Annotated in this window: 19 protein-coding genes and 1 pseudogene; 2 read left to right on the forward strand and 18 right to left on the reverse strand. The window is 69.7% G+C overall.

Going from position 1 to position 21265, the window contains the following annotated elements:
• Positions 1 to 148 precede the first annotated feature (148 nt).
• The 13 genes from eccA to ACKOQ4_RS11600 form a co-directional block, all read right to left on the reverse strand.
• Positions 149 to 1999, reverse strand: a complete 1851-nt coding sequence (gene eccA / locus ACKOQ4_RS11540) for a type VII secretion AAA-ATPase EccA (RefSeq protein WP_526291917.1) — start codon at positions 1997 to 1999, stop codon at positions 149 to 151.
• Positions 2000 to 2001: 2 nt separating this feature from the next.
• On the reverse strand, positions 2002 to 3531 hold the full coding sequence (gene eccE / locus ACKOQ4_RS11545) for a type VII secretion protein EccE (protein ID WP_526291919.1): 1530 nt from the start codon (positions 3529 to 3531) through the stop codon (positions 2002 to 2004).
• Entirely contained in the window at positions 3528 to 5063 is a 1536-nt protein-coding gene (mycP, locus tag ACKOQ4_RS11550) for a type VII secretion-associated serine protease mycosin (protein ID WP_526291949.1), read from the reverse strand. Before mycP ends, eccE begins: the two co-directional genes overlap by 4 nt.
• Positions 5045 to 6526 (reverse strand): type VII secretion integral membrane protein EccD, encoded by a 1482-nt coding sequence (gene eccD / locus ACKOQ4_RS11555; protein ID WP_526291921.1) that lies wholly within the window; start codon positions 6524 to 6526, stop codon positions 5045 to 5047. The genes mycP and eccD overlap by 19 nt, the downstream gene beginning before the upstream one ends.
• A complete protein-coding gene (locus ACKOQ4_RS11560) occupies positions 6526 to 7488 on the reverse strand; it encodes a MinD/ParA family ATP-binding protein (RefSeq protein ID WP_526291923.1) in 963 nt (320 codons plus the stop codon). The genes eccD and ACKOQ4_RS11560 overlap by 1 nt, the downstream gene beginning before the upstream one ends.
• 74 nt (positions 7489 to 7562) lie before the next feature.
• On the reverse strand, positions 7563 to 8396 hold the full coding sequence (locus ACKOQ4_RS11565) for an ESX secretion-associated protein EspG (RefSeq protein ID WP_526291951.1): 834 nt from the start codon (positions 8394 to 8396) through the stop codon (positions 7563 to 7565).
• Between the two features lie 115 nt (positions 8397 to 8511).
• The gene (locus ACKOQ4_RS11570; RefSeq protein WP_526291925.1) at positions 8512 to 8754 is read right to left on the reverse strand and encodes a WXG100 family type VII secretion target; all 243 of its coding nucleotides are present in this window, start codon (positions 8752 to 8754) and stop codon (positions 8512 to 8514) included.
• 23 nt (positions 8755 to 8777) lie between these two features.
• Positions 8778 to 9083 (reverse strand): WXG100 family type VII secretion target, encoded by a 306-nt coding sequence (locus ACKOQ4_RS11575; RefSeq protein ID WP_526291927.1) that lies wholly within the window; start codon positions 9081 to 9083, stop codon positions 8778 to 8780.
• 135 nt (positions 9084 to 9218) lie between these two features.
• The gene (locus ACKOQ4_RS11580) at positions 9219 to 10457 is read right to left on the reverse strand and encodes a PPE domain-containing protein (RefSeq protein WP_526291929.1); all 1239 of its coding nucleotides are present in this window, start codon (positions 10455 to 10457) and stop codon (positions 9219 to 9221) included.
• A gap of 12 nt (positions 10458 to 10469) precedes the next feature.
• Entirely contained in the window at positions 10470 to 10769 is a 300-nt protein-coding gene (locus ACKOQ4_RS11585) for a PE domain-containing protein (RefSeq protein ID WP_526291931.1), read from the reverse strand.
• A 338-nt stretch (positions 10770 to 11107) separates the two neighbouring features.
• Positions 11108 to 11713: a GNAT family N-acetyltransferase gene (locus ACKOQ4_RS11590; RefSeq protein WP_526291933.1), complete on the reverse strand. Its 606-nt coding sequence runs from the start codon at positions 11711 to 11713 to the stop codon at positions 11108 to 11110.
• A 10-nt stretch (positions 11714 to 11723) separates the two neighbouring features.
• Complete coding sequence (locus ACKOQ4_RS11595; protein WP_526291935.1) at positions 11724 to 12962, reverse strand: NRAMP family divalent metal transporter; 1239 nt, start codon at positions 12960 to 12962, stop codon at positions 11724 to 11726.
• Complete coding sequence (locus ACKOQ4_RS11600; protein ID WP_526291937.1) at positions 12959 to 13807, reverse strand: magnesium transporter MgtE N-terminal domain-containing protein; 849 nt, start codon at positions 13805 to 13807, stop codon at positions 12959 to 12961. Before ACKOQ4_RS11600 ends, ACKOQ4_RS11595 begins: the two co-directional genes overlap by 4 nt.
• A gap of 75 nt (positions 13808 to 13882) precedes the next feature.
• Here ACKOQ4_RS11600 and ACKOQ4_RS11605 point away from each other — a divergent pair, with 75 nt between their 5' ends.
• Both ACKOQ4_RS11605 and ACKOQ4_RS11610 read left to right on the forward strand, forming a co-directional pair.
• Positions 13883 to 14914 (forward strand): NAD(P)-dependent alcohol dehydrogenase, encoded by a 1032-nt coding sequence (locus ACKOQ4_RS11605; RefSeq protein ID WP_526291939.1) that lies wholly within the window; start codon positions 13883 to 13885, stop codon positions 14912 to 14914.
• Positions 14915 to 14936: 22 nt separating this feature from the next.
• Positions 14937 to 16241, forward strand: a complete 1305-nt coding sequence (locus ACKOQ4_RS11610) for an acyl-CoA dehydrogenase family protein (RefSeq protein WP_526291941.1) — start codon at positions 14937 to 14939, stop codon at positions 16239 to 16241.
• A gap of 1 nt (position 16242) precedes the next feature.
• On the opposite strand, the gene ACKOQ4_RS11615 is transcribed toward ACKOQ4_RS11610, so the two are convergent.
• The 5 genes and pseudogenes from ACKOQ4_RS11615 to ACKOQ4_RS11635 all read right to left on the reverse strand — a co-directional run.
• Positions 16243 to 17037, reverse strand: coding sequence for an acyl-CoA thioesterase (locus ACKOQ4_RS11615; RefSeq protein WP_526291953.1), 795 nt, complete (start codon positions 17035 to 17037; stop codon positions 16243 to 16245).
• 5 nt (positions 17038 to 17042) lie between these two features.
• Entirely contained in the window at positions 17043 to 18197 is a 1155-nt protein-coding gene (locus ACKOQ4_RS11620) for a CoA transferase (RefSeq protein WP_526291943.1), read from the reverse strand.
• 16 nt (positions 18198 to 18213) lie between these two features.
• On the reverse strand, positions 18214 to 18552 hold the full coding sequence (locus ACKOQ4_RS11625; protein WP_526291945.1) for a hypothetical protein: 339 nt from the start codon (positions 18550 to 18552) through the stop codon (positions 18214 to 18216).
• A gap of 43 nt (positions 18553 to 18595) precedes the next feature.
• On the reverse strand, positions 18596 to 20332 hold the full coding sequence (recD, locus tag ACKOQ4_RS11630; protein ID WP_526291947.1) for an exodeoxyribonuclease V subunit alpha: 1737 nt from the start codon (positions 20330 to 20332) through the stop codon (positions 18596 to 18598).
• Positions 20329 to 21265, reverse strand: a pseudogene (locus tag ACKOQ4_RS11635) (exodeoxyribonuclease V subunit beta); the annotation flags it as partial. The gene recD and the pseudogene ACKOQ4_RS11635, both read right to left, overlap by 4 nt.

Raw genomic sequence — 21265 nt, forward strand, 5'->3', positions numbered from 1 at the left:
CAGCACGGCACGCTCAACTTCGACCGCCAGACCCACAACGTGCTGCGGGTGATCGACGGGGTGACCCTGGTGATGCCGCCGCCGTCGGTGGACGGGCCGCCGATCCAGCTCGAGCGGTTCAGCCGGGTGCAGTCGGGCTGAGCGCGACCTACAGTTCGATGACGATGTGCTTCTCTGCGCAGGCATCGGCGACCGCCGCCAGGACGTCCTGAGTCCGTAACGTCTCCAGATCGGTAACCGTCACCGATCCGTGCTCGATCCTGTTCCGGGCTGCGACGCGCGAATCGCGCAGCCGCTCAGCACGTTCCACGATATTGCGCGCGAACCGGCCGTTCTGCATGAGGTCGATGCCATGGGTACCATCGGCGCTCAGGTGGGCGCGCAGCTTCCGGCACGCGGCGTTCAGCGCATCACGGGCAGGTGGATCCAGAACCGTGGCACGCGGAGCGCCGTACCGCGCCGCGATTTCGACGAGTTCACCCGGACTGTAGGACTCGAAACGGAGTTTGCGATTGAACCGGCCCGCAAGGCCCGGATTAACCTCGAGGAACTCATCGACCTCCCGCTCATATCCTGCGCCGATGAAGACGAAGTCGAAACGGTGCGTCTCGAGGGCGACCAGTAGCTGATTGACGGCCTCCATCCCGATCATGTCGGGCCGGCCGTCGTGGTGGCGTTCGACCAGGGAGTAGAACTCGTCGAAGAACAGTATCCGTCCGAGCGAACGATCAATCAGCTCGTTGGTTTTCGGTCCCGAGGCACCGATGTACTCCCCACAGAAATCCGACCTTCTGACCTCCACGATCTCGGGATTCCGGACGATCCCAAGTCCGGCGTAGATCTTGCCGAGCGCCTCGGCCGTCGTGGTCTTTCCGGTGCCGGGCGGCCCTACGAGCAGGAAATGATTCGTCTGATTGGTCACCGGAAGGCCGTGCGCCAAACGAAGAGCACGGACTTCGATCTGGTCCTCGATCTCCGCGACCGCCCGCTTGACCTCCGCCAGTCCCACTTGTCTGTCGAGGAGCTCGCGCCCTTCGGCGAGTAGCTCGGAACGGCGCTCCTTATTGTCCACCTCGGCGCGCGCATCGCCGGTCAGTTCCGTTGTGACATCCCATTTGTTCGTGCGGGAGTTGATCGCATCCTCGTCAGTGACGACGAGCTGCAACCGCTGGTCGGCAAGTGCCTGTTTCGCCGGTTCGATGAGAGCGCCGTTGATGGTGGCTTTCGAGAGCCACACATGGGCCTGCTCCTGGTCCCCGAGCTGCCGGTGCGCCATGCCTCGCACGTAGGCCAGATCAGCAGCGATCAGTGGGAATTCAGTCGGGTTGACGGCAGTCGCGGTCGTCGCTGCCAGATCGCGGCGGATGGCGGTCGGGACGGTCGGTTCCGACCGAAGCTCCACCCGGTCGGCCCAGTCGAGGGCGACCCGGGCCTGCCCCAGATGCGCAGCAGCATGTCCGGCCAGCGTGTTGGTGGCAGCGGCGACCGGCGGCATGATCAGCGCCTGCGGCGGCAGCACCCGGGCAGCCTCGGCTATGACGTCCGGCCAGCGCTGTGTCGCGAACATCAGATAAGCCCAAACGTGCTGTCGCCACTGGTGGATCTCCGCACCATCCAGAAGACCCGGATCGTTCAGCACTCCCTCGGCTCTCTCGAACTGCCGATCGTCCACGAGCGCACTGGCCAAAGCGATTCCGGCATGGGACGCCTCGGTCACGGTGATCGACAGATAGGGGCCGGCCTTCACGACCGCAGACAGTGGGACCCCGAGGCGGTTCGACTCCCGGTGCATCCGGGGCCCGAAGGTGTGCAACTGCTCCAGCGTCGACAAGTTCCCGTCGCCGGTCGCAACCCGGCCGAGCCAGGCGTCGGCCATCGTGGAATCGGTCTCCGTTGCGTCGCGGAACAGCCTTCGGGCGACCAGGAGGTCGGAGTCCATGGCCGACATCGCCTGATCGAAGAACCGCCGGGCTGCGATGCCCGACCCCGGGGCCGCCATCGTCAGTGCGCCACCACCGGCTCGGGGTGAAGGTCGGCAGGCTCCGCCGACGCATAGCGGTTCTCGGCCCGGAAACACTCCAGCCGGGCGGCGTATCGCCGGTCTCCGGTGGTGATCTCGACGGTGTCGCGTCCGGTCTGGGCGATGACGACGTCCGCGGCAGGATGCACAGCGGGTCCGGCGACTCCGACCGAGATGACAGTGCCCGGTCTCGGCGTCGGCCGTACCGTTCCGTCGATGACGCTTACGGTGGTGCCGGACACCGGTCGCTGATGTTCAACCACCGCGACGTTCGGTATGCGTACGCTGTCCCAGCGCGCGATGTTGGTCGTATGGACCGTGATCCGCTCTCCCGCCGCAGCCGTCCGGATGACGATCCGCTTCGCGATCGAATCGTCGGCTGCGATGTGGACACGGGTCTGCTCATCGAGATCTGTGAGCGGGATCAGGAGCCGGTCGCCGTTCCCGGTCTTTCCGATAAGAACACCGGAGGGACCGACCGGCATGACCACGGGATGGCTCAGCGGTCCGCGCCCGGCGCCGCGCAACACCGGGCGGGGACCGCACAGGTTGGCCGCGACCGATGGCGCCTGCTCGCCGGGAAGGCTCTGCAACCAGACAGCAGGCGGAGCAGTGGGCGGCTTGGCTGTACTTACCGTCACAGTCGCCGATGCACCACCGTCCGGGAACAGTGTCAGGTTCTGAACGACTGCGTCGACTCTCAGCGACCAGGCCTGCGCCAGTGTCTCGGTGGAGATGTCGGCCGGCCGATATGCATAGGTGGTCTGCCAGCCGACCTCCCCGCGGCCGCTGTGCCACCGGCGATTGCCGGGTTCGAGCGCGGCGAGACCCAACCGCCGGTCCAACTCGGCGATGTCGGTGGCGGTGGCGACCCGTGCCCGCACCCCCTTGCAACGAAGCGTCATCGCGATGCGTTGGGCCGCGGCAAGGGCGGCCGTGCCGACGGTGGACCGCCAGCGCAGCGCTTCTCCGTTCTCCCGGGCGCGGATCCGGATGATCAGCCAGGTCTCTCGTTGTCCCGCATAGGGCGGGGTCCCGATCAGCGTGTCGTAGACCCGTGGGTAATCGCCGGCGCCACAGCGACGGGATCCGGAACTGATGACTGATATCGAGTCGAGGGTCAGCCCCAGACTTTGGCGCATCAGCGACAGCAAATCGTTGACGGGGAGTATGTCGGCGGTCTCGCTGACCACGGTTCCGGTGAAATACGTTGGTGAATAGGATTTTCCGAGGATGTGAATAGCGACAGCGGCGATTCCGTCCTGGTAGCGTACGCCGCCCCCGGACCGGTCATTGACGACCGAAACCGGGTCCCCCAGGGTAAGCGGCCGGTTCCGGCGCAGATAGAGGTCGAGCCACGACCACAGGGGCTGGCCGTGCCAGGGCAACACCAGAAGCAACACCCCGAGCGCGGTACCCAGGGCGGCGCCGACGTACCCTGCTGCCGCCCAGCCCGTCAGCGCCGAGACGAAGACCCCGGTGAGCATGGCCATGTTGGTGAGGTCTCTCAACGTGCCCTCCTGGATCGGGCGACGAGACCGTTCAGGAGAATCAAGGCCACGACGCCGATGGCGAAGACGACCGCGAAGGTGCGAGCCCGGTGGTCGGGTGGCCGCTGGGCCGGGGGTGGTGTCAGAACCCGGGTCTGGGACTCGGAAGCAACCCGGTCGCCTGGGGGGACATCGAAAGTGAGAGCGGCAACGGGATCGACCACTCCGTAACCAACCTGGTTGTCCACGCCGCGAGGCGGGTTATGCGCCGTCTGCAGTATCCGGTTGGTCACCTGATGCGCGGAGAGCTCCGGGTACTTGGCCCGCACCAGCGCAGCGACCCCGCTGACGTACGCGGCCGAAAAGCTGGTGCCCCAGAATGGGACGGCTCTCTCGCCTGCGCGAACCGGCGGATACGCGTTCACTGGACCACCGGTCTCCGGGGAGAGACCCACGATCTCCACACCTGGGGCCGCCACCCCGACCCACGGCCCGGCCAGACTCTTAGTCAGCGGTGCGCCGGTGGTTTCGACCGCTCCGACCGAGAGCACGTAGTCGGAGAACCAGGACGGCGACGAGACCGTTTTGACGTGGCTCCAGTCACGGGGATCGTCGGGGTCGAGCGGATCGAACACGGGATTCCGAGCGCACCCGTCCTCTCCTTCGTTGCCGGCCGCCGCAACGATCACAGCGTCCTTGACTCTCGCTGCGTACCACACCGCCGCGCCGATCGAACGCTGGTCGAGGGGGTCGGCGGCCGAGACACATGCCGTGACGCTGACATTGATTACCTTGGCGCCGAGATTCGCCGCATGCACGATCGCCCTGGCAAGTGTCGCGACCGTGCCGGCTTTCCGGCGCGCCTCGATATCGCCGACGCCCGGGTCCTCGGGTTCGTAGGCGCGCGAGGACTGCCGGATCGAGATGACCGTCGCGTGCGGCGCCACACCGGCCACACCGTCCGGTGCTTCGGCCGGCGGTAGCGGACCTTCGGGGACATCGCGACCGCTCTGGTCACCCACGGCTGTCGGCGGCCCCGATGCATCTTCCGCGCTGTCCGGCCGTGGAAACGCCGGCCGGGGCGGCATGGGTGGTGGCATCGGAACACCCTGCGGGGCAGCACTTATCACGGATGCCACGATCGTTCCGTGGGCGTCACAGTCCGTCAGGCCGTCACCACCGGTGATGTAGTCACCCCCGGGTAACACCGGAAGCCGCGGGCTCGGGTTCACCCCGGTGTCGATAATCGCCACAGTCACGCCGTGGCCCGTTGAGTGCTGCCAGGCCCTGCTGACGTTGAGCATGGCGAATCCCGGAGCGGGCATGCCGATATTCGGTTCGGCGATGGCGATGGTGCGAGCGCAGACATTGCTCTGCCGCATGGCCTGATCCGGTCCGGGCGTGCCGTCGGAGGGAACCATTGCCGGGTCGACAGAGGGAGGTTCCGTGGCCCACGCGGCCGATGCGTTGGACAGCGTTGAGGTCTGCAAAACCACCATTGCCGCCGCAAGGACCCGCGCGGCTCCCCCGAGTCTCATCGCATCCGTACCCAGGCGAACAGACCGCCGACCCACGCGGCCAGCGGCAAGGCGATCGCAATGGCCGTCAACTCCAGCCACTCGGCACCCATCCGGACCAGCGGAGTGAACCGTGTGACAGGGACCAGCACCGCCGCGGCCAGAGCCGCCCCGGCGAATCCGGCAAGCAGCAGGATGCCCACCAACAGGGGCGCGGCGGCGTCGGCCGGAGCTGCCAGGACGTAGCGGGCGACCCCGGCGCAGAAGGCGGCTGAAGCGCCGCAGACCAACGCCACCGCCTGGCGGCGATCGGCGAACGCCCGCCCGCGGCTGACGAAGATCACGATGAACAGCGACGCGATCACGGCCGCCCCGGTGCCGCGCGGCTGACCAGGCATCAGAGTGGCCCATACGGCAACCGGCAGCAGGAGGGCCGCGCCCACGCAGATGCCGGTCAGCGCACTGTTCGCGCGCCGGGCCGCCTCGGCGATCAGAGCACCCCGTGGGGTGACGTCCACGCCGGTCTCGATATCGGCGTCCTCCTCCACCGGTGCGACCGCATCCACCGGCATTCCGTCAGCGCGCCGGAACAGATCCCGGCCGGTGATGGACCCGAAGTGCGGGGGGCGAATGCGGGCCACCCACAGCGCGAACGTCGGACCCGCGGTGATCACCAACAGCAGTCCGATCAATGTGCACATTCCGAGAGGCTGCGCTGAAATCGGCTGCCACATTCGGGCCGCGCAGACCAGTCCGCCCACTGCGCACAGCGTCACGAGGGTGGCGGCTCCGGTGACGTGGCGACCGCTCACCGCCACCAGGCCGCAGGCCAGAACGGCCATCGCCAACGCAGCGATGAAAAGATGCGCGGCACCGAGGTCTCCGGGGGCAGCCGCTGAAACACCCCCGGCCAGCGGCGGCGCCGCCAACCAGCCAAGTGCACTTGACAGCTGCCGGCGATCGGGCCACCAGCGCCGCGCGAGGAGTGCAGCCACTGCGACAGTCCCGCCGACACCGAGGACCGCCGCGGCTGTGGCCGAGGAGTCGGTGTTCGCGCGGGTGCGCAGGGCCAGTCCGAGAATGGTGAGTACCACCATGCCCAGAATGGCCAGGGCCGTCATCGCCGCGGTATGCGCTGTGACCGGCGCGAAGAGCCGCTTGCCGACCCGGGCGAGCGCAGTCGACAACGCCTCGTACTGGGGCTCGAACGACTCTCCCGGATCCGACGGAGCGAGAACGAGCGTCGTCCCGTCTTCGACACCCAGTTCGTCAAGGGTCTTGGTGGCATCCAGGCGCGTCCCGTTGGCCCTCTGCAACTCGTATGCGATACCGGAGTCCAGGGCCGCCGCACCGCGGCGCTTCAGATCCTCGTCGAGAAGCTCGATGATGCTGTCGATGAAAACCTCGACTGGTACTGCGGCCGGATAGACCTGGGAGATGAGGTGCTCGCCGCAGATGACGGCGACGGCGCAGCGCGGCGGGAACGTGACGGTCGCCATCAGCGCAGCCTTTCGGCGTCCGGCACATACCGGTCAGCCAGGGCCGCCGTGATCTCGAACAGTCGCAGTCGCGTCTTCTTCTGCAACTCGTTCGCGGTGTCGATGATGCCGCCCTGGGCCAGATGCGCGTCGTAGGGCATGAACTCGACTGTCGCACCGCACTGAGTGAACCGTTGGGTGAGGTAGTCCCTTGCGTCTTTGTCGTAGGAATTGCGGCTGTCGTTGACGATGACCACGCTTCGCGAGACGAGTTCGTGATAGCCCATCGCCCGTAGCAGGTCAATCGAACGGGTGACGGGCAGTGAAGTGTCGGCGGTCAGTCCCGAGACGAACACCAGGGTGTCACAGGAGTCGAGGACGGCTCGCATCACCGGGTGTTCGAAATCGTCGGACGTGTCCACGAGGATGACGCTGTGAGTACGTCGCAACCGCGAGAGCACGCCGTTGAACATGGCGGGCGCCAGCGGCCTCGGCTGGTCCGACGCGCGATTCCCCGCAAGGACGTCGAGGCCGACGCTGTTCTGCCCCAGATGTTCCCGGATATCGGCGTAGCCCTGGACGTCGGTGTCGTTCAGAACGGCGGCATAGTCACCAGGGGGCGTCTCGTCGATCCGCCCGGCGAGCGTGCCGAAACCCGGGGCGGCATCGACGGAGACGACGTTCTCGGGACGGCACTCGCGGAACACGCTTCCGACGCAAGCGGCCATGGTCGTCTTGCCAACACCGCCCTTTCCCGAGACGAAGGCGATCACGTACTGCCGGCGGATGTGCCGGCGGATACGACCGCGAAGTTCACGGTGGTGCCGCTCGGCTGAGGACTCACCGGGATTGATGTTCCTGAGCGAGATGGTGTACATCAGCTTCCGCCATCCCGAGGATGGCGGAATCTTGTTCGGGGTCACCATGTCTGAGATCCGCAGGGTCCCGGAGACGGACTCGGGCGGATTGCGGTCGACAGGCATGGGAGCCGCTTCCCTGCGGACTGCGATCCGCGGTTGCTGTGTGGGATAACCCTTTGCTTTCCATGAACTCGTCATTAGACGACCTTCCGGTAGGAATGCCACTGCTCCAGGGCAGGCAGGCTGCGCATCATGGCCAGGACGGCGGATGCGATATTGGCGCGCGTCCCGGGACTGGCGATCATCCAGACCTTCCCGTCGCGCTTGACGTGCTCGGTCACCAGCCGGCCCCGCGGCGTGTCGATGATCGTCACTGCTCCGGGCTCGACATGGGACCGCGCCGGACCGCTGGTAAGGCCGGACTGGATTGCGACGATGGACGCCTGCGCTGAGGACTCGCAATCGGCTGCCACCGCTAGGACCGATGCCTGGTCGGCGTCGAGGCCACTGGCGGCGAGGAAGGTTCGCATGTCGGCGGTGTCGCGAGCCGCGGCTATCAGTTCGGTGGCGCTGAGAGTCACCGGTTTCATCTCGGCGGGCGGCATCCGGCCACAGAATCTTTCGATTTGCGAGTTGATCAGCAGGCTGGCTGACTGCTCACAGGTCGCAGTGCCGGCTCCAGCCAGGCGCACGTGGATTCCGCTGCGTTCCAAAATGACCCACCATTGCGCGAATCGGGCCAGTGAAACCCGCTCGGGTGCGTTGCCGGTCGCAGGGGTCTGCGCGTGGAGCAGCAGGGCGATGTCGCGGCGGCCCAGAACGGTCAGCCACTCGACAATGGTCTCGTCGACAGCGCCGTCCTCGCCGATGGCTCCTGCAGCCCGCAGTTCACCGGCAACGGGGTGGGCAAGTGCCATCTGTTTTGTTTCGATGCTGGGCAGGTGCGGACGAAGCCCGAGTTCGGGCGCCAACACCTCTATCCCGGTCAGCACCTGCAGCACCCACAGGCCATCGAGAGTTGTCGTTAACATCATTTCCCCCGGGCGAAGATGGTGGGGCGCAACGTGGATTTCGGCCGGGCGCCCCACCATCTGTCTTGATACTTAGAACAGATTCCGCATGCTGAGGTCGGTGGAGTGCGCGCCCTCATTGACGTTGGCAATGGTCTGGCCGTGCTGGTTCACGGTATTGATCAGCCTGCAGACCGTGCAGCATCTGCAGCTGTGCCTCGTGGAACGAGGTGGCGGCCGCGCCCTGGAAGAACTCGGCGATCGCGTTGGTGCGCTGCTGGATGTCGTCGTGGATCTCCATCAGCTGGGCGGCCCGGTTGCCGACGTCAGAGGCGAACTCGGCGACCAGGCCGTGGTGGTACGTGATGTTGCTCGACATGAATGGACCTTTCGAAGTTGGGATCAGGCGGTGGCGGCGAAACTGGTCAGGCTGTGCGCGGCGTCTGCCTCGTGCTGCTCGATCAAGGCGGCGGCCTTGCTCAGTCCGTGCGCCAGGCGGCTGCCGCCGGTGATGACGTGCTGGAGGTCGTGGTTGATCTGGGTGGCGGTGTTCACCGAAGCCAGCTGGGCCTGGCCGCCCCAGACTGCGGAACCGAGGCCCTCATGGGTGGCCAGGTAGTCATTGGCGATGGCCGTCGCGTGCTGCAGTGCGGACTCGATGGCTTGTTGGGTGCTGCGCAACACCTCGGGTGTGATGACGAGAGTCAACTGATAGCTCCTTTGCTGATTGTCGATGCTGGTTGCCCCCATCGCAGGGGGCCTGTCGAGTATTGGATGCGCGAACAGGGGTGTCACTTCACCCTGTGGCAAACGTGAATAGACACGACCCCCTCCGTCATGGAATTAGCTGGCCCGATCTTCGGTCTCGCGTTCACCGGCCAGGACGATGCGAGCGTGCGCCGGATCATCCCTACGGGTTTCGTCTTTGCCCCGGCCGAGCAAGCCGTTCTGAGCCGGCGACACCGGAATGGGTGCTCCGCCCGCGGTGACGTTCGGTCCCCGCATCTCGGTGGCGCCGAGCAGACCGGCCTTAAGGCCGACCGGACGGCCGCTGCCCTCCGGGCTGAAGCTGCTGTTCGGGCGGGTGTAGCTGGTCGCGGCGGCGGCGGGAGCCGCGCCTGCCCCCACGACCCCGCCGGTGCCACCGACTCCGACTCCCGGCGCTCCGAGTCCGCCGCCGGCTGCGGCGCCTGCGGTGGCGACCGAGCCCGGGGCGGCCAGCATCGCTGTCGCTGACGCGGCTTCGCCGGAGAGCGCATCCCCGGGCAGCTGGCCCAACAGTGCTTGAGGCAGGCCCGCCAGGCCCTGGAAACCCTGCAGGGGTGCCTGGAACATGCCGGTCAACGGCTGCGTCACCGATTGAAGGGGTTGCGCCAACGAGGAAATCAGCCGCTGCGCCGTCTGCTCGGCGGGTGCGGCGGCGTCGTCGGCCAAGCTGGCGGTCTGACTCGTCTGCTTCATCGCCTCACCCGCCGCCGTTTGCGCCGCGGACGCGGCCACCGCGGACGCGGCCGCCGCGGGAGCGGCCGCAGAGGCCCCTGGGGGCGCGAGGGGCGGTGGCACCGCCAGCGCAGGCAGAAGTGCTGTGAGAGCTGATCCGTAGGCCGCGCCGGCTGAGGCATTGTGCGGCCAGTGCTCTCCGAAATACTCGAGGTCGAGGGCGACGATTGCCGGAGTCAACGCCCCCAGCACCAGTGGGTTCATCGCGACGTCGGCGGTCTGTTCGGCGCGGTTGGCCAGCGAAACCGCCGCGGGAATCATGGTCGACACGGCGGTCTGGTAGGCCGACACCGCACTCGCGACAATCGGGGGTTTCTCCTGCATCCAGCCCGCCAGTAGCTGGAGGGCGCCGTTCAGGCCTGCGGCAGTGGCCGCAGAGGAAGCGCCGCCCACGCCCTCGAAGTTCAGCGCTGTCGTCGCGGTGTTGAGCGTGGAGACCGAGAATGCCATCTCGGTGCCGACCATCAGTGCCTGCCAGGCGGCGGCACTGGCCAGCGTGGTGGCGGTTCCGGCGGCACCCGTACCCACCAGGCGGAGATAGTTGGCTTCGGGTGGTGACGACGGCCAAGCGGGATCTGGCATCGGAACGGCCCGCTAGATGGCGAGTGCGGCGTTGTGGATCGCATCGGTTACGGCGTAGGTCGCGGCCGCCAGGTCCTGCGAGCCGGAGAACATGCCGCGGTTCGCGAGGTGCTCGCCCGCGGTCCCGATGCAGGCGGCGCCGGCGGCGTTCAGTGCGGCGGCGAACTCGATCGAATCCAGGTCGAGGCCCATCGGCATGACGGTGATCAGGGCCGCTGCGGCAGCCGCGGTGCCCGCGGCGAGTTCCGCGCTGACCGCGCCCTCGGTGGCAGCGGAGGCGCTGATCGTTGCTGCGTTGACGTTCAGAACCATTCGTGGGACCCCTCCCTGTGCCGCTCCCCGTGAGCGGCGTTCGCACGATGTTAGGTATGCCGGGGGGATCTGTCTAATCGCAAATTTGCGATACCAGCAAACTTCGATGCGGGTGTGACGAGAGTGGTTGGGTTGGTCAGGAGGGACGTTCTGCGGCAAGTCCGGAGCGGTTGGGAGATGTCGCTGGGGGCCGGGTCTGCCGACGTTTTCTGCCCAACTTGGAACGACAACCTCGCCTTCAGGCTGCCGTTCCGGGGATTTGTCGCTCCGAGGTGGGCGAAATTGCATGTGGTCCCCGGGCCCGGGCGGTGGCCACCGTGGCTGCCGCCACCCCAGAACTACCGTGGCTGCCGCCACATGCACCACATCGGCGGGGCGCCGCCTGGCACGGTGATCTCGCCGGTCACCTCGAATCCGAAACGCAGGTAGTACGGCAGGTTGTCGGGGTTGCTGGACTCCAGGTAGGCCGGCGCACCCTCGGCGTCGCAGCGGTCCAGTCTCGAGCGCATCAGCGCGGCGCCACAACCCGAACCGCGCACCCGCGGGTCACTGCCGATCATCGCCAGATACCAGTGCGGCTCCTCGGGATGATTGGCCTTCATCTCCTCGCCCAATGCCCTTGCCGCACCCAGCCTTCCGCGGAAAACCCGGATCAGCGCCGGTGCCGTCGTGAGCTGCTCGCGCGGGCTCAGCATCCAGCGCCCCGGTGGGTCCCACATCGCCGCCGCGCCCACCCCGGCCCCCGCCGTCGCCAGCTCCAGGCCGCCGCCGGACAGGAAGTGGTGCCGGGCCATCGTCGCGAAGAAGACGGGCAACGCAGCCGCCCGCCTCGCCGCGTCGGGTTGCAGCCAGCAGAACACCGGGTCGTGGTGGAAGGCCCGGGCCAACGTGTGCGCCAGCGCGGCGACGTCCGCCCGGCGGGCGGGCCGAACCTCCTGGGACATCCTCGCCACGCTATCCGAGCAGTTCGGTCACACCCAGGGTGATCACGCACACCACCACCGCCGCGGTGGTCACCCCGTAGACCACGCTGCCCGCCCGGCCGATCGCGAAGTCGCCCATCAGATCCCGGTCCCTGCCCAGCCCCACCATCGCCAGCAGCAGCGGCACCAGCAGCACGGCGTTGAGCACCTGGGTGCCGACCAGGATCGTCACCAGCGGGGCATCCGGCGTCAGCACCAGCGCGGTGCCGATCATCGTGATCACGGCGTAGGTGAGATAGAACGTCCGGGCCTCGCGGTAGGGATCGTCGATCGCCGCCTCGACCCCGGCGTACTCGCACACCGAGTACGCGGTGGACAGCGGCAGGATCGACGCCGCCAGGATGGACGCCCCGATCAACCCGACGGCGAACAGCCGGGAGGCCGCCTCGCCGGCCAGCGGTTGCAGCGCCACCGCGGCGTCGGCGGCGTCGGTGATGCTGCGGCCGTCGCGGTGCAGGGTCGCCGCGCAAGCCACCACAACGAAGAAGCCGATCACCCCGGTGAGCACGGCCCCGGTGATGACGTCGATGCGTTCCAGCGGAAGGTCCTCGGTGCGCAGCTTCTTGTCCACCGCGTAGGACTGCATGAACGACAGTCCCCACGGCGCCAGCGTCGTGCCCAGGGTGGCGGTGACGATGGCGACGGCCGCACCGGTCATCGGCATGGTCGGCACGAAGGTGCCGTGCAGCGCCGCACCCCAGTCCGGGCGGGCCATGAAGCCCGAGGCGATGTAGGCCAGGAACACCGTCGACAACAACAGCAGCAGGCGCTCGACGCGGTGGAAGCTGCCCCGCAGCACCAGCAGCGACACCGACACCGCCGCCACCGGGACGCTGATGTAGCGGCTCACCCCGAAAAGTTCGAAACCCGCTGCGATGCCGGCGAATTCGGCGCATGTCGTACCGATGTTGGCGACGACCAGCGCGGCCAGCACCGCACCGCCGATCCTCACCCCGTAGCGCTGGCGCACCAGACCGATCAGGCCCTGGCCGGTGACCACCCCCATCCGGGCGGCCAGCCCGTGGAACACCACCAGCGCGATCGTGGACAGCAGCAGCACCCACAGCAGCTGGTAGCCGTGGTCGGCGCCCAGCACCGAGTAGGTGGTGATGCCGGCGGGGTCGTCGTCGGACAGGCCGGCCAGCAGGCCCGGACCGAGGACGGCCAGCAGCGCCGCCCAGCGGGCGCGGGTGCGGCCGACGGACCTCATCCGCGCCGCCCGCGGATCAGGTGGCGGCGGCGCGGCCACACGCCCGATCTCAGGAAACGGCGCCCGCCCCACACCGGACGGTGCGCCAGCCGCTCCCGCCACCGGGTGGCCTGATCGGCCGGCATGGCCTCGACGATGCGCGCCGCCAGCTGTCTGGGCATCGCCCACAGCATCCGCGCGCCGACGTCGGGGTGGACCGCCCGCACCGCGTCGGCGGCCGCCGCGGGTTCCTTGGCGGCGAGGATCTCGGTGGCCGCGTCGGCGTCCACCCGGCTCACCAGGGCCGCCAGCGAGCGCGGATCGAGTCGGTGCACTGCCGACCGGGGTGTGGACAGCTGCACCCGGTGGCCGCGTTCGGAGGTCAGGTGCAGATCCGTCCACGCGACGATGTCCTCCCCCGCGCCCATGCGGCGCAGGCCCAGCCGGCGCAGCACGCCGCCGAATCCGACCTCGACCCCCAGCACCTCGAGCCGGCCGCCGGACCGGCCCAGGACGACGTCGGCGACCCGGGCCAGGCGCTGGCCGACGACATCGACGATCTGGGTGTCCAGCACGTCGCGTCCGAGCAGGATCTCGTCGGGCTGCAGGGCGGCTCCCAGGTCCGCCGGGGCGAAGCCGGCCGGTTCGTCGCCGGCGGCCAGGACCACCCGCCCGGCGTGGAAGCGGCCGACCGCATCCCAGTCCAGCAGCGCCGCCCGCCCGCCGGGCAGCCGCAGCACCACTCGTCGCACCTGCCGCGGGGCGGTGTCGCCGTCGAGGCGCACGGTCAGGTCGGTCAGCCGGCCGGCGATCCGGCCGTCGTGAGTCAGCACGCGCCGGCCGATCACGCGGCTGAGCAGCAACACGGCTCACAGCATGCCGCATTAGCCGCCGCGGACCCGGGTAACGGGGATCTAATCGAGGCACCGAGAGGAGCGGGCGTGCGGGCATTGCGGATGGTCGGTTTCGGGCGGGAGCCCGAACTCATGGAGGTGCCCGACCCGAGGCCGGGTCCCGGCGAGGTGGTGGTCAAGGTCGGCGGCGCCGGCGCGTGCCATTCGGATCTGCACGTGCTCTACGAACTGGACGCCTCGGCGGTCTGGCAGATGCCGATGACGCTGGGACACGAGAGCGCCGGCTGGGTGCACTCGTTCGGCAGCGGGGTCGAGGGCCTCGGCGAGGGCGACCCGGTGGCGGTGTACGGGGCCTGGGGGTGCGGGTTGTGCGCGCGCTGCGCGGTCGGCGTGGAGAACTACTGCGAACGGCCGTCGCTGATCGGCGGCGGCGGTCTGGGCGCCGACGGCGGGATGGCCGACTATCTGCTGGTGCCGCATCAGCGGCACCTGCTGGCGCTGCCCGAGGGTCTGGACCCGGTGGCTGCCGCACCGCTGACCGACGCCGGCCTGACGCCGTATCACGCGATCCGCCGGTCCTGGCCCAAGCTGACCCCGGAGGCCACCTGCGTGCTGATCGGGGTCGGCGGACTGGGCCACATCGCGGTGCAGATCGCCCGGGCGACCACCGCCGCGCAGGTGATCGCCGTCGACGTCAGGCCCGAGGCGCTGGACCTGGCGCGCAAGGTCGGCGCGCACCACGCCGTGCCGTCCGGCGATTCCGCCGCCGCGGCGGTGCGCGAGCTGACCGGAGGACGCGGGGCCGACGTCGTGATCGACTTCGTCGGCGCCACAGCCACTCTCGACCTGGCCCGGGCGGTGGCCCGCACCATGGCCGACGTCACCATCGTCGGCATCGGCGGCGGCCAGGTCCCGCTGGGGTTCTTCACCCAGCCCTACGAGGTGAGCATCGCGACCACCTACTGGGGCAGCCGGCCGGAACTGGCCGAACTGCTGGCCTTGGCGGCCGGCGGCCAGGTGACCACCGAGCGCGCGCTGTACTCCCTGGACGACGCCGCCCGGGCCTACCGGGACCTGCATGATGGACGGGTGACCGGACGAGCAGTCGTGGTGCCCTGAAACCGGAGGATTGACGTCAACTATGTGGGATTTCGAGACCGATCCGGAGTACCAGAGCAAGCTCGACTGGGTCGAGCAGTTCATGCGCGAGGACCTCGAACCGCTCGACCATGCGCCGCTGGACCCCTACGACAAGAAGAACCCCGAACTGATGCGGGTGCTGCGGCCGCTGCAGCGACGGGTCAAGGACCAGGGCCTGTGGGCGGCGCATCTGAGCCCGGAGTTGGGCGGCCAGGGCTACGGCCAGGTCAAGCTGGCCCTGCTCAACGAGATCGTGGGCCGGTCACGCTGGGCCCCAGCGGTTTTCGGCTCACAGGCCCCCGACTCGGGCAACGCCGAGATCCTGGCCCTGTTCGGCACCGAGGATCAGAAGAAGCGCTACCTGCAGCCGCTGCTGGACGGGGAGATCTCGTCGTGCTACTCGATGACCGAGCCGCAGGGCGGATCGGATCCGGGGCTGTTCACCACCACAGCGGTGCGCGACGGCTCAGCAAACGGGGACTGGGTTATCAACGGCGAGAAATGGTTCTCCTCCAACGCCCGCTTCGCGTCGTTCTACATCGTCATGGCCGTCACCAACCCCGAGGCCCGCACCCACCAGAAGATGTCGCTGTTCATCGTGCCGGCCGAGACCCCGGGCATCGAGATCGTCCGTAATGTCGGGGTAGGCGGGGAATCCTCTGCGCACGCCTCGCACGGCTACGTCCGCTACACCGACGTCCGGGTGCCGGGCGATCACGTTCTCGGTGGCGAGGGGCAGGCCTTCGCCATCGCCCAGACCCGCCTGGGCGGAGGCCGGGTGCACCATGCGATGCGCACGATCGCGTTGGCGCGCAAGGCCTTCGACATGATGTGCGAGCGGGCGGTCTCGAGGCAGACCCGGCACGGACCGCTGGGGGACTTCCAGATGACGAGCGAGAAGATCGCCGACAGCTGGATCCAGATCGAGCAGTTCCGCCTGCTGGTGTTGCGCACCGCGTGGAAGATCGACCGCTACCACGACTACCAGAAGGTGCGCCGCGACATCGCCGCGGTGAAGGTGGCCATGCCCGGGGTGCTGCACGACGTGGTGATGCGGGCCATGCAACTGCACGGCTCGATCGGGGTGTCCGACGAGATGCCGTTCGTCAAGATGCTGGTGGCGGCGCAGTCACTGGCCATCGCCGACGGCCCCACCGAGGTGCACAAGCTGACCGTGGCCCGGCGCACCCTCAAGGAGTACGAACCGTTCGAGGGTCTGTTCCCGTCCCAGCACCTGCCGACCCGCAAGGCCGCCGCGGCGGCCCGGCTGGCGCAGTTGCTCGAACACGAGGTGGCCGAGCACTGACCTAGCGTTCCCGGTCGACCGCCTGCCCCTCGTGCACGGCGGTGGCCACCCGGCGGCCTTCGGCGTCGTAGAGCCCGGCGGTCACCACGCCGCGGCCCCGGCCGGCCGCCGGCGAGCGCGACTCCAGCAGGTTCCAGCCGTCGGCGCGGACCGGGGCGTGGAACCAGGTCGAGGAGTCGGTGGTGGCGGCGTGGTGGCTGCGGCCGGTCATCGAGTGGCCGTGCTCGGCCAGCACCGGGTCGATTCCGTAGATGTCGGTGACGTACACCGCCGCGCAGGTGTGCAGCACCGGGTCGTCGGGCAGCGGCGCGGTCACCCGCCACCACATCCGGCGGACGAACCCGCCGTCGCGGCGGCTGTCCCGGACACGGACGTCGACCTCCGCCGGCGGCAGTGCCGGCGCCGGGCCGACGGGGCCGGTGCGGGGCAGCATTTCGGGGTCCTCCGCTTCGACCCGCTCGGCGTGCTGCGGTCCGGCCGCGGGCACCGCGAACAGCGCGGTGGCGCTGACCGCCAGCCGCTCGCCCTGGCGGCCCAGCACTCGCCGCGAGGAGGAGGTGCGACCGTCGTGGGTGCGCTCCACGGCGTAGCGCACAGGTTCACCGGCGTCCCCGCCACGCAGGAACTGCACATGCAGTGCGGTGGGAACCCGGTCCGGCGCCACGGTGCGGCAGGCCGCGGCCAGCGCCTGGGCGGCCAGTTGCCCGCCGTAGGCCCGCTTGCCCGCCGGGCCGTTGGCCGCCCCGGTGAACACGTCGCCGCCGTCGTCGGCGAGGTCAAGCAGCCCCGCCAGCATGCTCGTCACGCGCCGAGCCATTCGGCGACCACCGCATCGGTGTGCTGGCCGAGGACCGGCGCGGCCGCGGCCGGGATGTGCGCGCCGTCCACCGACATCGGCAGACCCGGCGCCGGATAGCTCCCGATACCGGGCTGGTGCAGCGGTGCGAACAGCGGATTGCGCTGCACCCGTGGGCTGTGCGCGACCTCGGCGAAGCTCCGGTAGCGGTCCCACAGCACCGACCCGGCCGCCAGCGCGGCGGCCGCCTGCTCGGCGGTGTGCGATCCGAACCAGTCCGCGAACAGCCCGTCGAGCGCCTCGCGGTGCAGGTAGCGCTGGCCCTCCTCGGCGAAATCCGCGCCGAGCTTCTCGGCAAGGGCCGCAACGGCTTCGGTGGTGCCGGTCAGCTCGGTCAGGTCGGCGAAGTGCCGGGCGGTCAGCGCCACCACCATGAAGCTCACACCGTCGCTGCTGGTGAAGTCCCTGCCGTACTGGCCGAAGATGGCGTTGCCGAGGCGCGGGCGCTGCTCGCCGTTGAGCAGAACCTCGGTGAGGAAACCAAGGTTGGCCGCGGTCGCCAGCGCGACGTCGTCGAGCGGCAGCCGGATGCTGCTGCCCTGCCCGGTGCTGTCGCGCCGGCGCAGTGCGCACACCACGGCCAATGCCGCGTACAGACCGCAGCTGACATCCCAGGCCGGCATCACGTGGTTGACCGGACCGGTGTGGCCGGCCGGCCCGGTGACCAGCGGGAAACCGGTGGCGGCGTTGACGGTGTAGTCCACCGCGGTCGAGCCGTCGGCCCGGCCGACCACCTCGAGATGGATCAGGTCGGGCCTCTCCGCGCGCAGCGTTTCGTGGGAAAGCCACTGCCGCCCTGTGACATTGGTGATCAGCACGCCGGCGGCCCCGATCAGCCGCGCCACCAGCCGCTGCCCCTCCGCCGTGCGCATGTCGGCCTCCACCGAACGCTTGCCCTTGTTCAGGCCGGCCCAGTAGATGCTGTCCCCGGCGGCGGTCAGCGGCCAGCGGTGGTAGTCGGCGGCGCCGCCGACCGGGTCGACGCGGACCACGTCGGCTCCGAGTTGGGCCAGGGTCATCCCGGCCAGCGGAACGGCGACGAAGCTGGAGATCTCGACGATCCGGACGCCGGACAGCGGGCCCTCTGGGTCGGAACTCACCTGACGAGTATGGCGGTCACTGCCGGACGGAGAAGGGAACGCCGAAACAGATCAGGAACAGCATCAGCAGGAACCAGCCGGCGGCCTGCCAGATCGGCCACACCCCTCCGGCCTTCCAGACCCGATAGGTGCGGACGAAGGCGCCGATGCCGCCGGCGAAGAAAATCGCCGGAACCAGGATCCCCGCCAGCAGCGAACGCCAGATCACGGTGCAGGCGAACGCCGCCGCGGACAGCGCGATCACCGACACCACGTAGATGACGGCCGCGCGCACCATCGCCGGATCGTGCCAACGCTTTTCGACGTCGTTGACCGACCCCTGGTCGAGATCGTCGAATCTGCCGTCGCTACTCATGGTGGCCTCGCCTCCAGGCTAGACGCCCGCGGAGCCGCGCGCCTCAGCCGGTGCGCAACCGACGGGCCAGCCCGGTCGCGCGCACCGCGCGCCGGCCCACCGCGGCGCGCAACTGCTCGGCGGTGCCGATCACCCGCACCTTCTCCCGCGCCCGGGTGACCGCGGTGTAGAGCAGCTCGCGGGTGAGCAGCCGGGAGTCCTCCGTGGGCAGCAGGACGGTGACCTCGGTGGCCTGGCTGCCCTGGCTCTTGTGGATCGTCATCGCGTGCATGGTCTCGATGTCGGACAGCCGGCCGGTGGCCAGTTCCACCGCGCCGCCGGCGCCGGCCATCACCGCGCGCAGCCCGCTGTCGCGCAGCACCGCCACCCCGGTGTCCCCGTTGTACAGGCCCAGCCCGTAGTCGTTCGCGGTGACCAGCACCGGGCGGCCCGGGTACCACGGCGCCCACAGCGGGCTGTCGGTCTGTTCGGCCAGCCACCGTTCGATCTGGCGGTTCCAGTACGCCACGCCGTACGGTCCACGGCGGTGCGCACACAGCATCCGGTGCCGGTCCAGCGTCCGCAGCGCCTCGTCAGCGTCGCCGAGAACCGCCGCCTCCCGCAGCCTGAGCGCATGCGGCACAACGACTTTCCGGAGAACGCCGGTGGCGTCCCCGTCGCGGACCCACTCGATGTGGTCACCGCCGGCGGCGAGCACCTCCAGCGCGGCGTCGGCGTCGCCGTCGCGGATCGCACCCGCCAGCGCACCGATGGACTCCCCGAACCGGTGCGGGGTGACCAGGCGCGCCACCGGGGAGCCCGGCGCCGATTCGAGACCCTCCACCATGTCGGCGAGCACAGCACCGGCGTCCACCGAGGCGAGCTGGTCGGGATCGCCGACCAGCACCAGCCGGGACTCCGGGCGGACCGCCTCCAGCAGCCGGGCCATCATCGTCAGGGACACCATCGAGGTCTCGTCAACGACGATGACGTCGTGCGGCAGCCGGTTGTCCCGGTTGTGCCGGAACCGCGAGCGGGTGTCGGGCCGGCTGCCCAGCAGACGGTGCAGGGTGGTGGCGCTCAGCGCGGGAAGCCGGGCCTGGTCCACCGGGTCGAGCTGTGCGACCTCGGCCCGCACCGCCTCGAGCAACCGGGCGGCGGCCTTGCCGGTCGGCGCGGCCAACGCGATCCGCGGCCGCGGCCGGCGGTCCAGTTCGGACTGCTCGGCCAGCAGCGCCAGCAGTCGCGCGACCGTCGTGGTCTTGCCGGTGCCCGGGCCGCCGGTCAGCACCGTCAACGCCCGCGACAGCGCGACCTCGGCCGCCGCGCGCTGCTCGGCGAAGCCGTCCGGGAACAGCCGGCGGGCCTCCGGGGCGGTACCTGTGCGGTGTGCCGCGGCCAGGGCCGCGACGTCCTCGGCCACCCGGCGCTCCTCGATCCAGTAGCGGTCGAGGTAGAGCAGGCCGCCGTCGAGGTGCAGCACCGGCGGGTCCCCTGCCAGCACGCTGCCGGCCACGGCACGCAGCCACGCCGCCGGTTCGGGCCAGGGCAGGCCGGGCTGGCCGACCTGCCGGGCGACGGTGCCGAGATCCAGGCAGACCGAACCCCCGCGAACGGCCCTGACCACCAGTGCGACGGCCAGCGCGACCGGCTCGTCGGGCTCCTTGGCCAGCGCGCAGAGCCGTTGCGCCACAAGCACATCGGAGGCCTCCAGGACACCGGCGTCGTTGAAGGCCCGCAGCCGGCCGGTGGCCGACACGCTGCGCCGCCAGTCGGCGAAGTCGGTGATCGCGGTGTTCATGCGGCCGCCGTCCGCCCGTCGAGCAGGTCGGACAACTCGGTCACCAGGGCGGCCGGGGGCTGCCACCCGAACACCCCGGCGGGGCAGCCGTCGGTGCGCGGGGTGTCCGGGCCGCACATCCCGCGGACGAACAGGTAGAGCACCCCGCCGAGGTGACGGGCCGGGTCGTAGCCGGGCAGTCGCCAGCGCAGGAAACGGTGCAGCACAACGCTGTACAGCAGGGCCTGCAGCGGGTAGTCGGAGTGCAGCATCGCCTCGGTCATCCGGGCGGGCGAGTAGTCCGCGGCGGTCAGCGGCCGGTCGGCCTCGCCGAGCCAGTTGGTCTTGTAGTCGGCCACCAGGTAGCGGTGGCCGTCGGGCGAGGGGACGCGCAGCACCACGTCGAGCGAACCGCTGAGGTACCCGCGCAGCGACTGCCGGCCAAGGGTGGCGTCGGTGAGCCGGTCGGCGTAGCAGGCCAGCGGGTCCGCCGGCGGCAGGTGCCGGGCGAGCAGCCGCCCGGCGTCGGCCAGCGAGACGCCCGGAGCCGCCGCACACAGGTCCCCGCCGGCCAGCGGGAACTCGAACTCCAACTCGCACAACCGATCCGGCCGGCCGATCCCGCGCAGGGTCAGGTCGCCGGCCAGCGGGCCCAGCGGGGTGTCGTGCATCGGGACCAGCGCATCGGCGAGGTCGTCGGCGGGCACGTCGACCGGCCACCACACCGAGTGGCGGGCGATCTGGGCGGCCAATTCGGCAGGCAGATCGGCGGCCAGCGGGTCGGCACTCTCCAGCACGGCGTGCACCAGGGTGCCGAACTTCGCGCCGGTGGGCAGGCCGCCCATCGGCGAGGGCAGGTCGGCGCCGGCCTCGGCGGCGGTGGCCAGCGCTATGTCGGCGACCTCGTCGTCGAGTTCGACGACCTCCGGTTCGCTGCTCACCCCGACCGCCTCC

The sequence above is a fragment of the Mycobacterium sp. genome (assembly GCF_046095365.1).
GTDB lineage: Bacteria > Actinomycetota > Actinomycetes > Mycobacteriales > Mycobacteriaceae > Mycobacterium.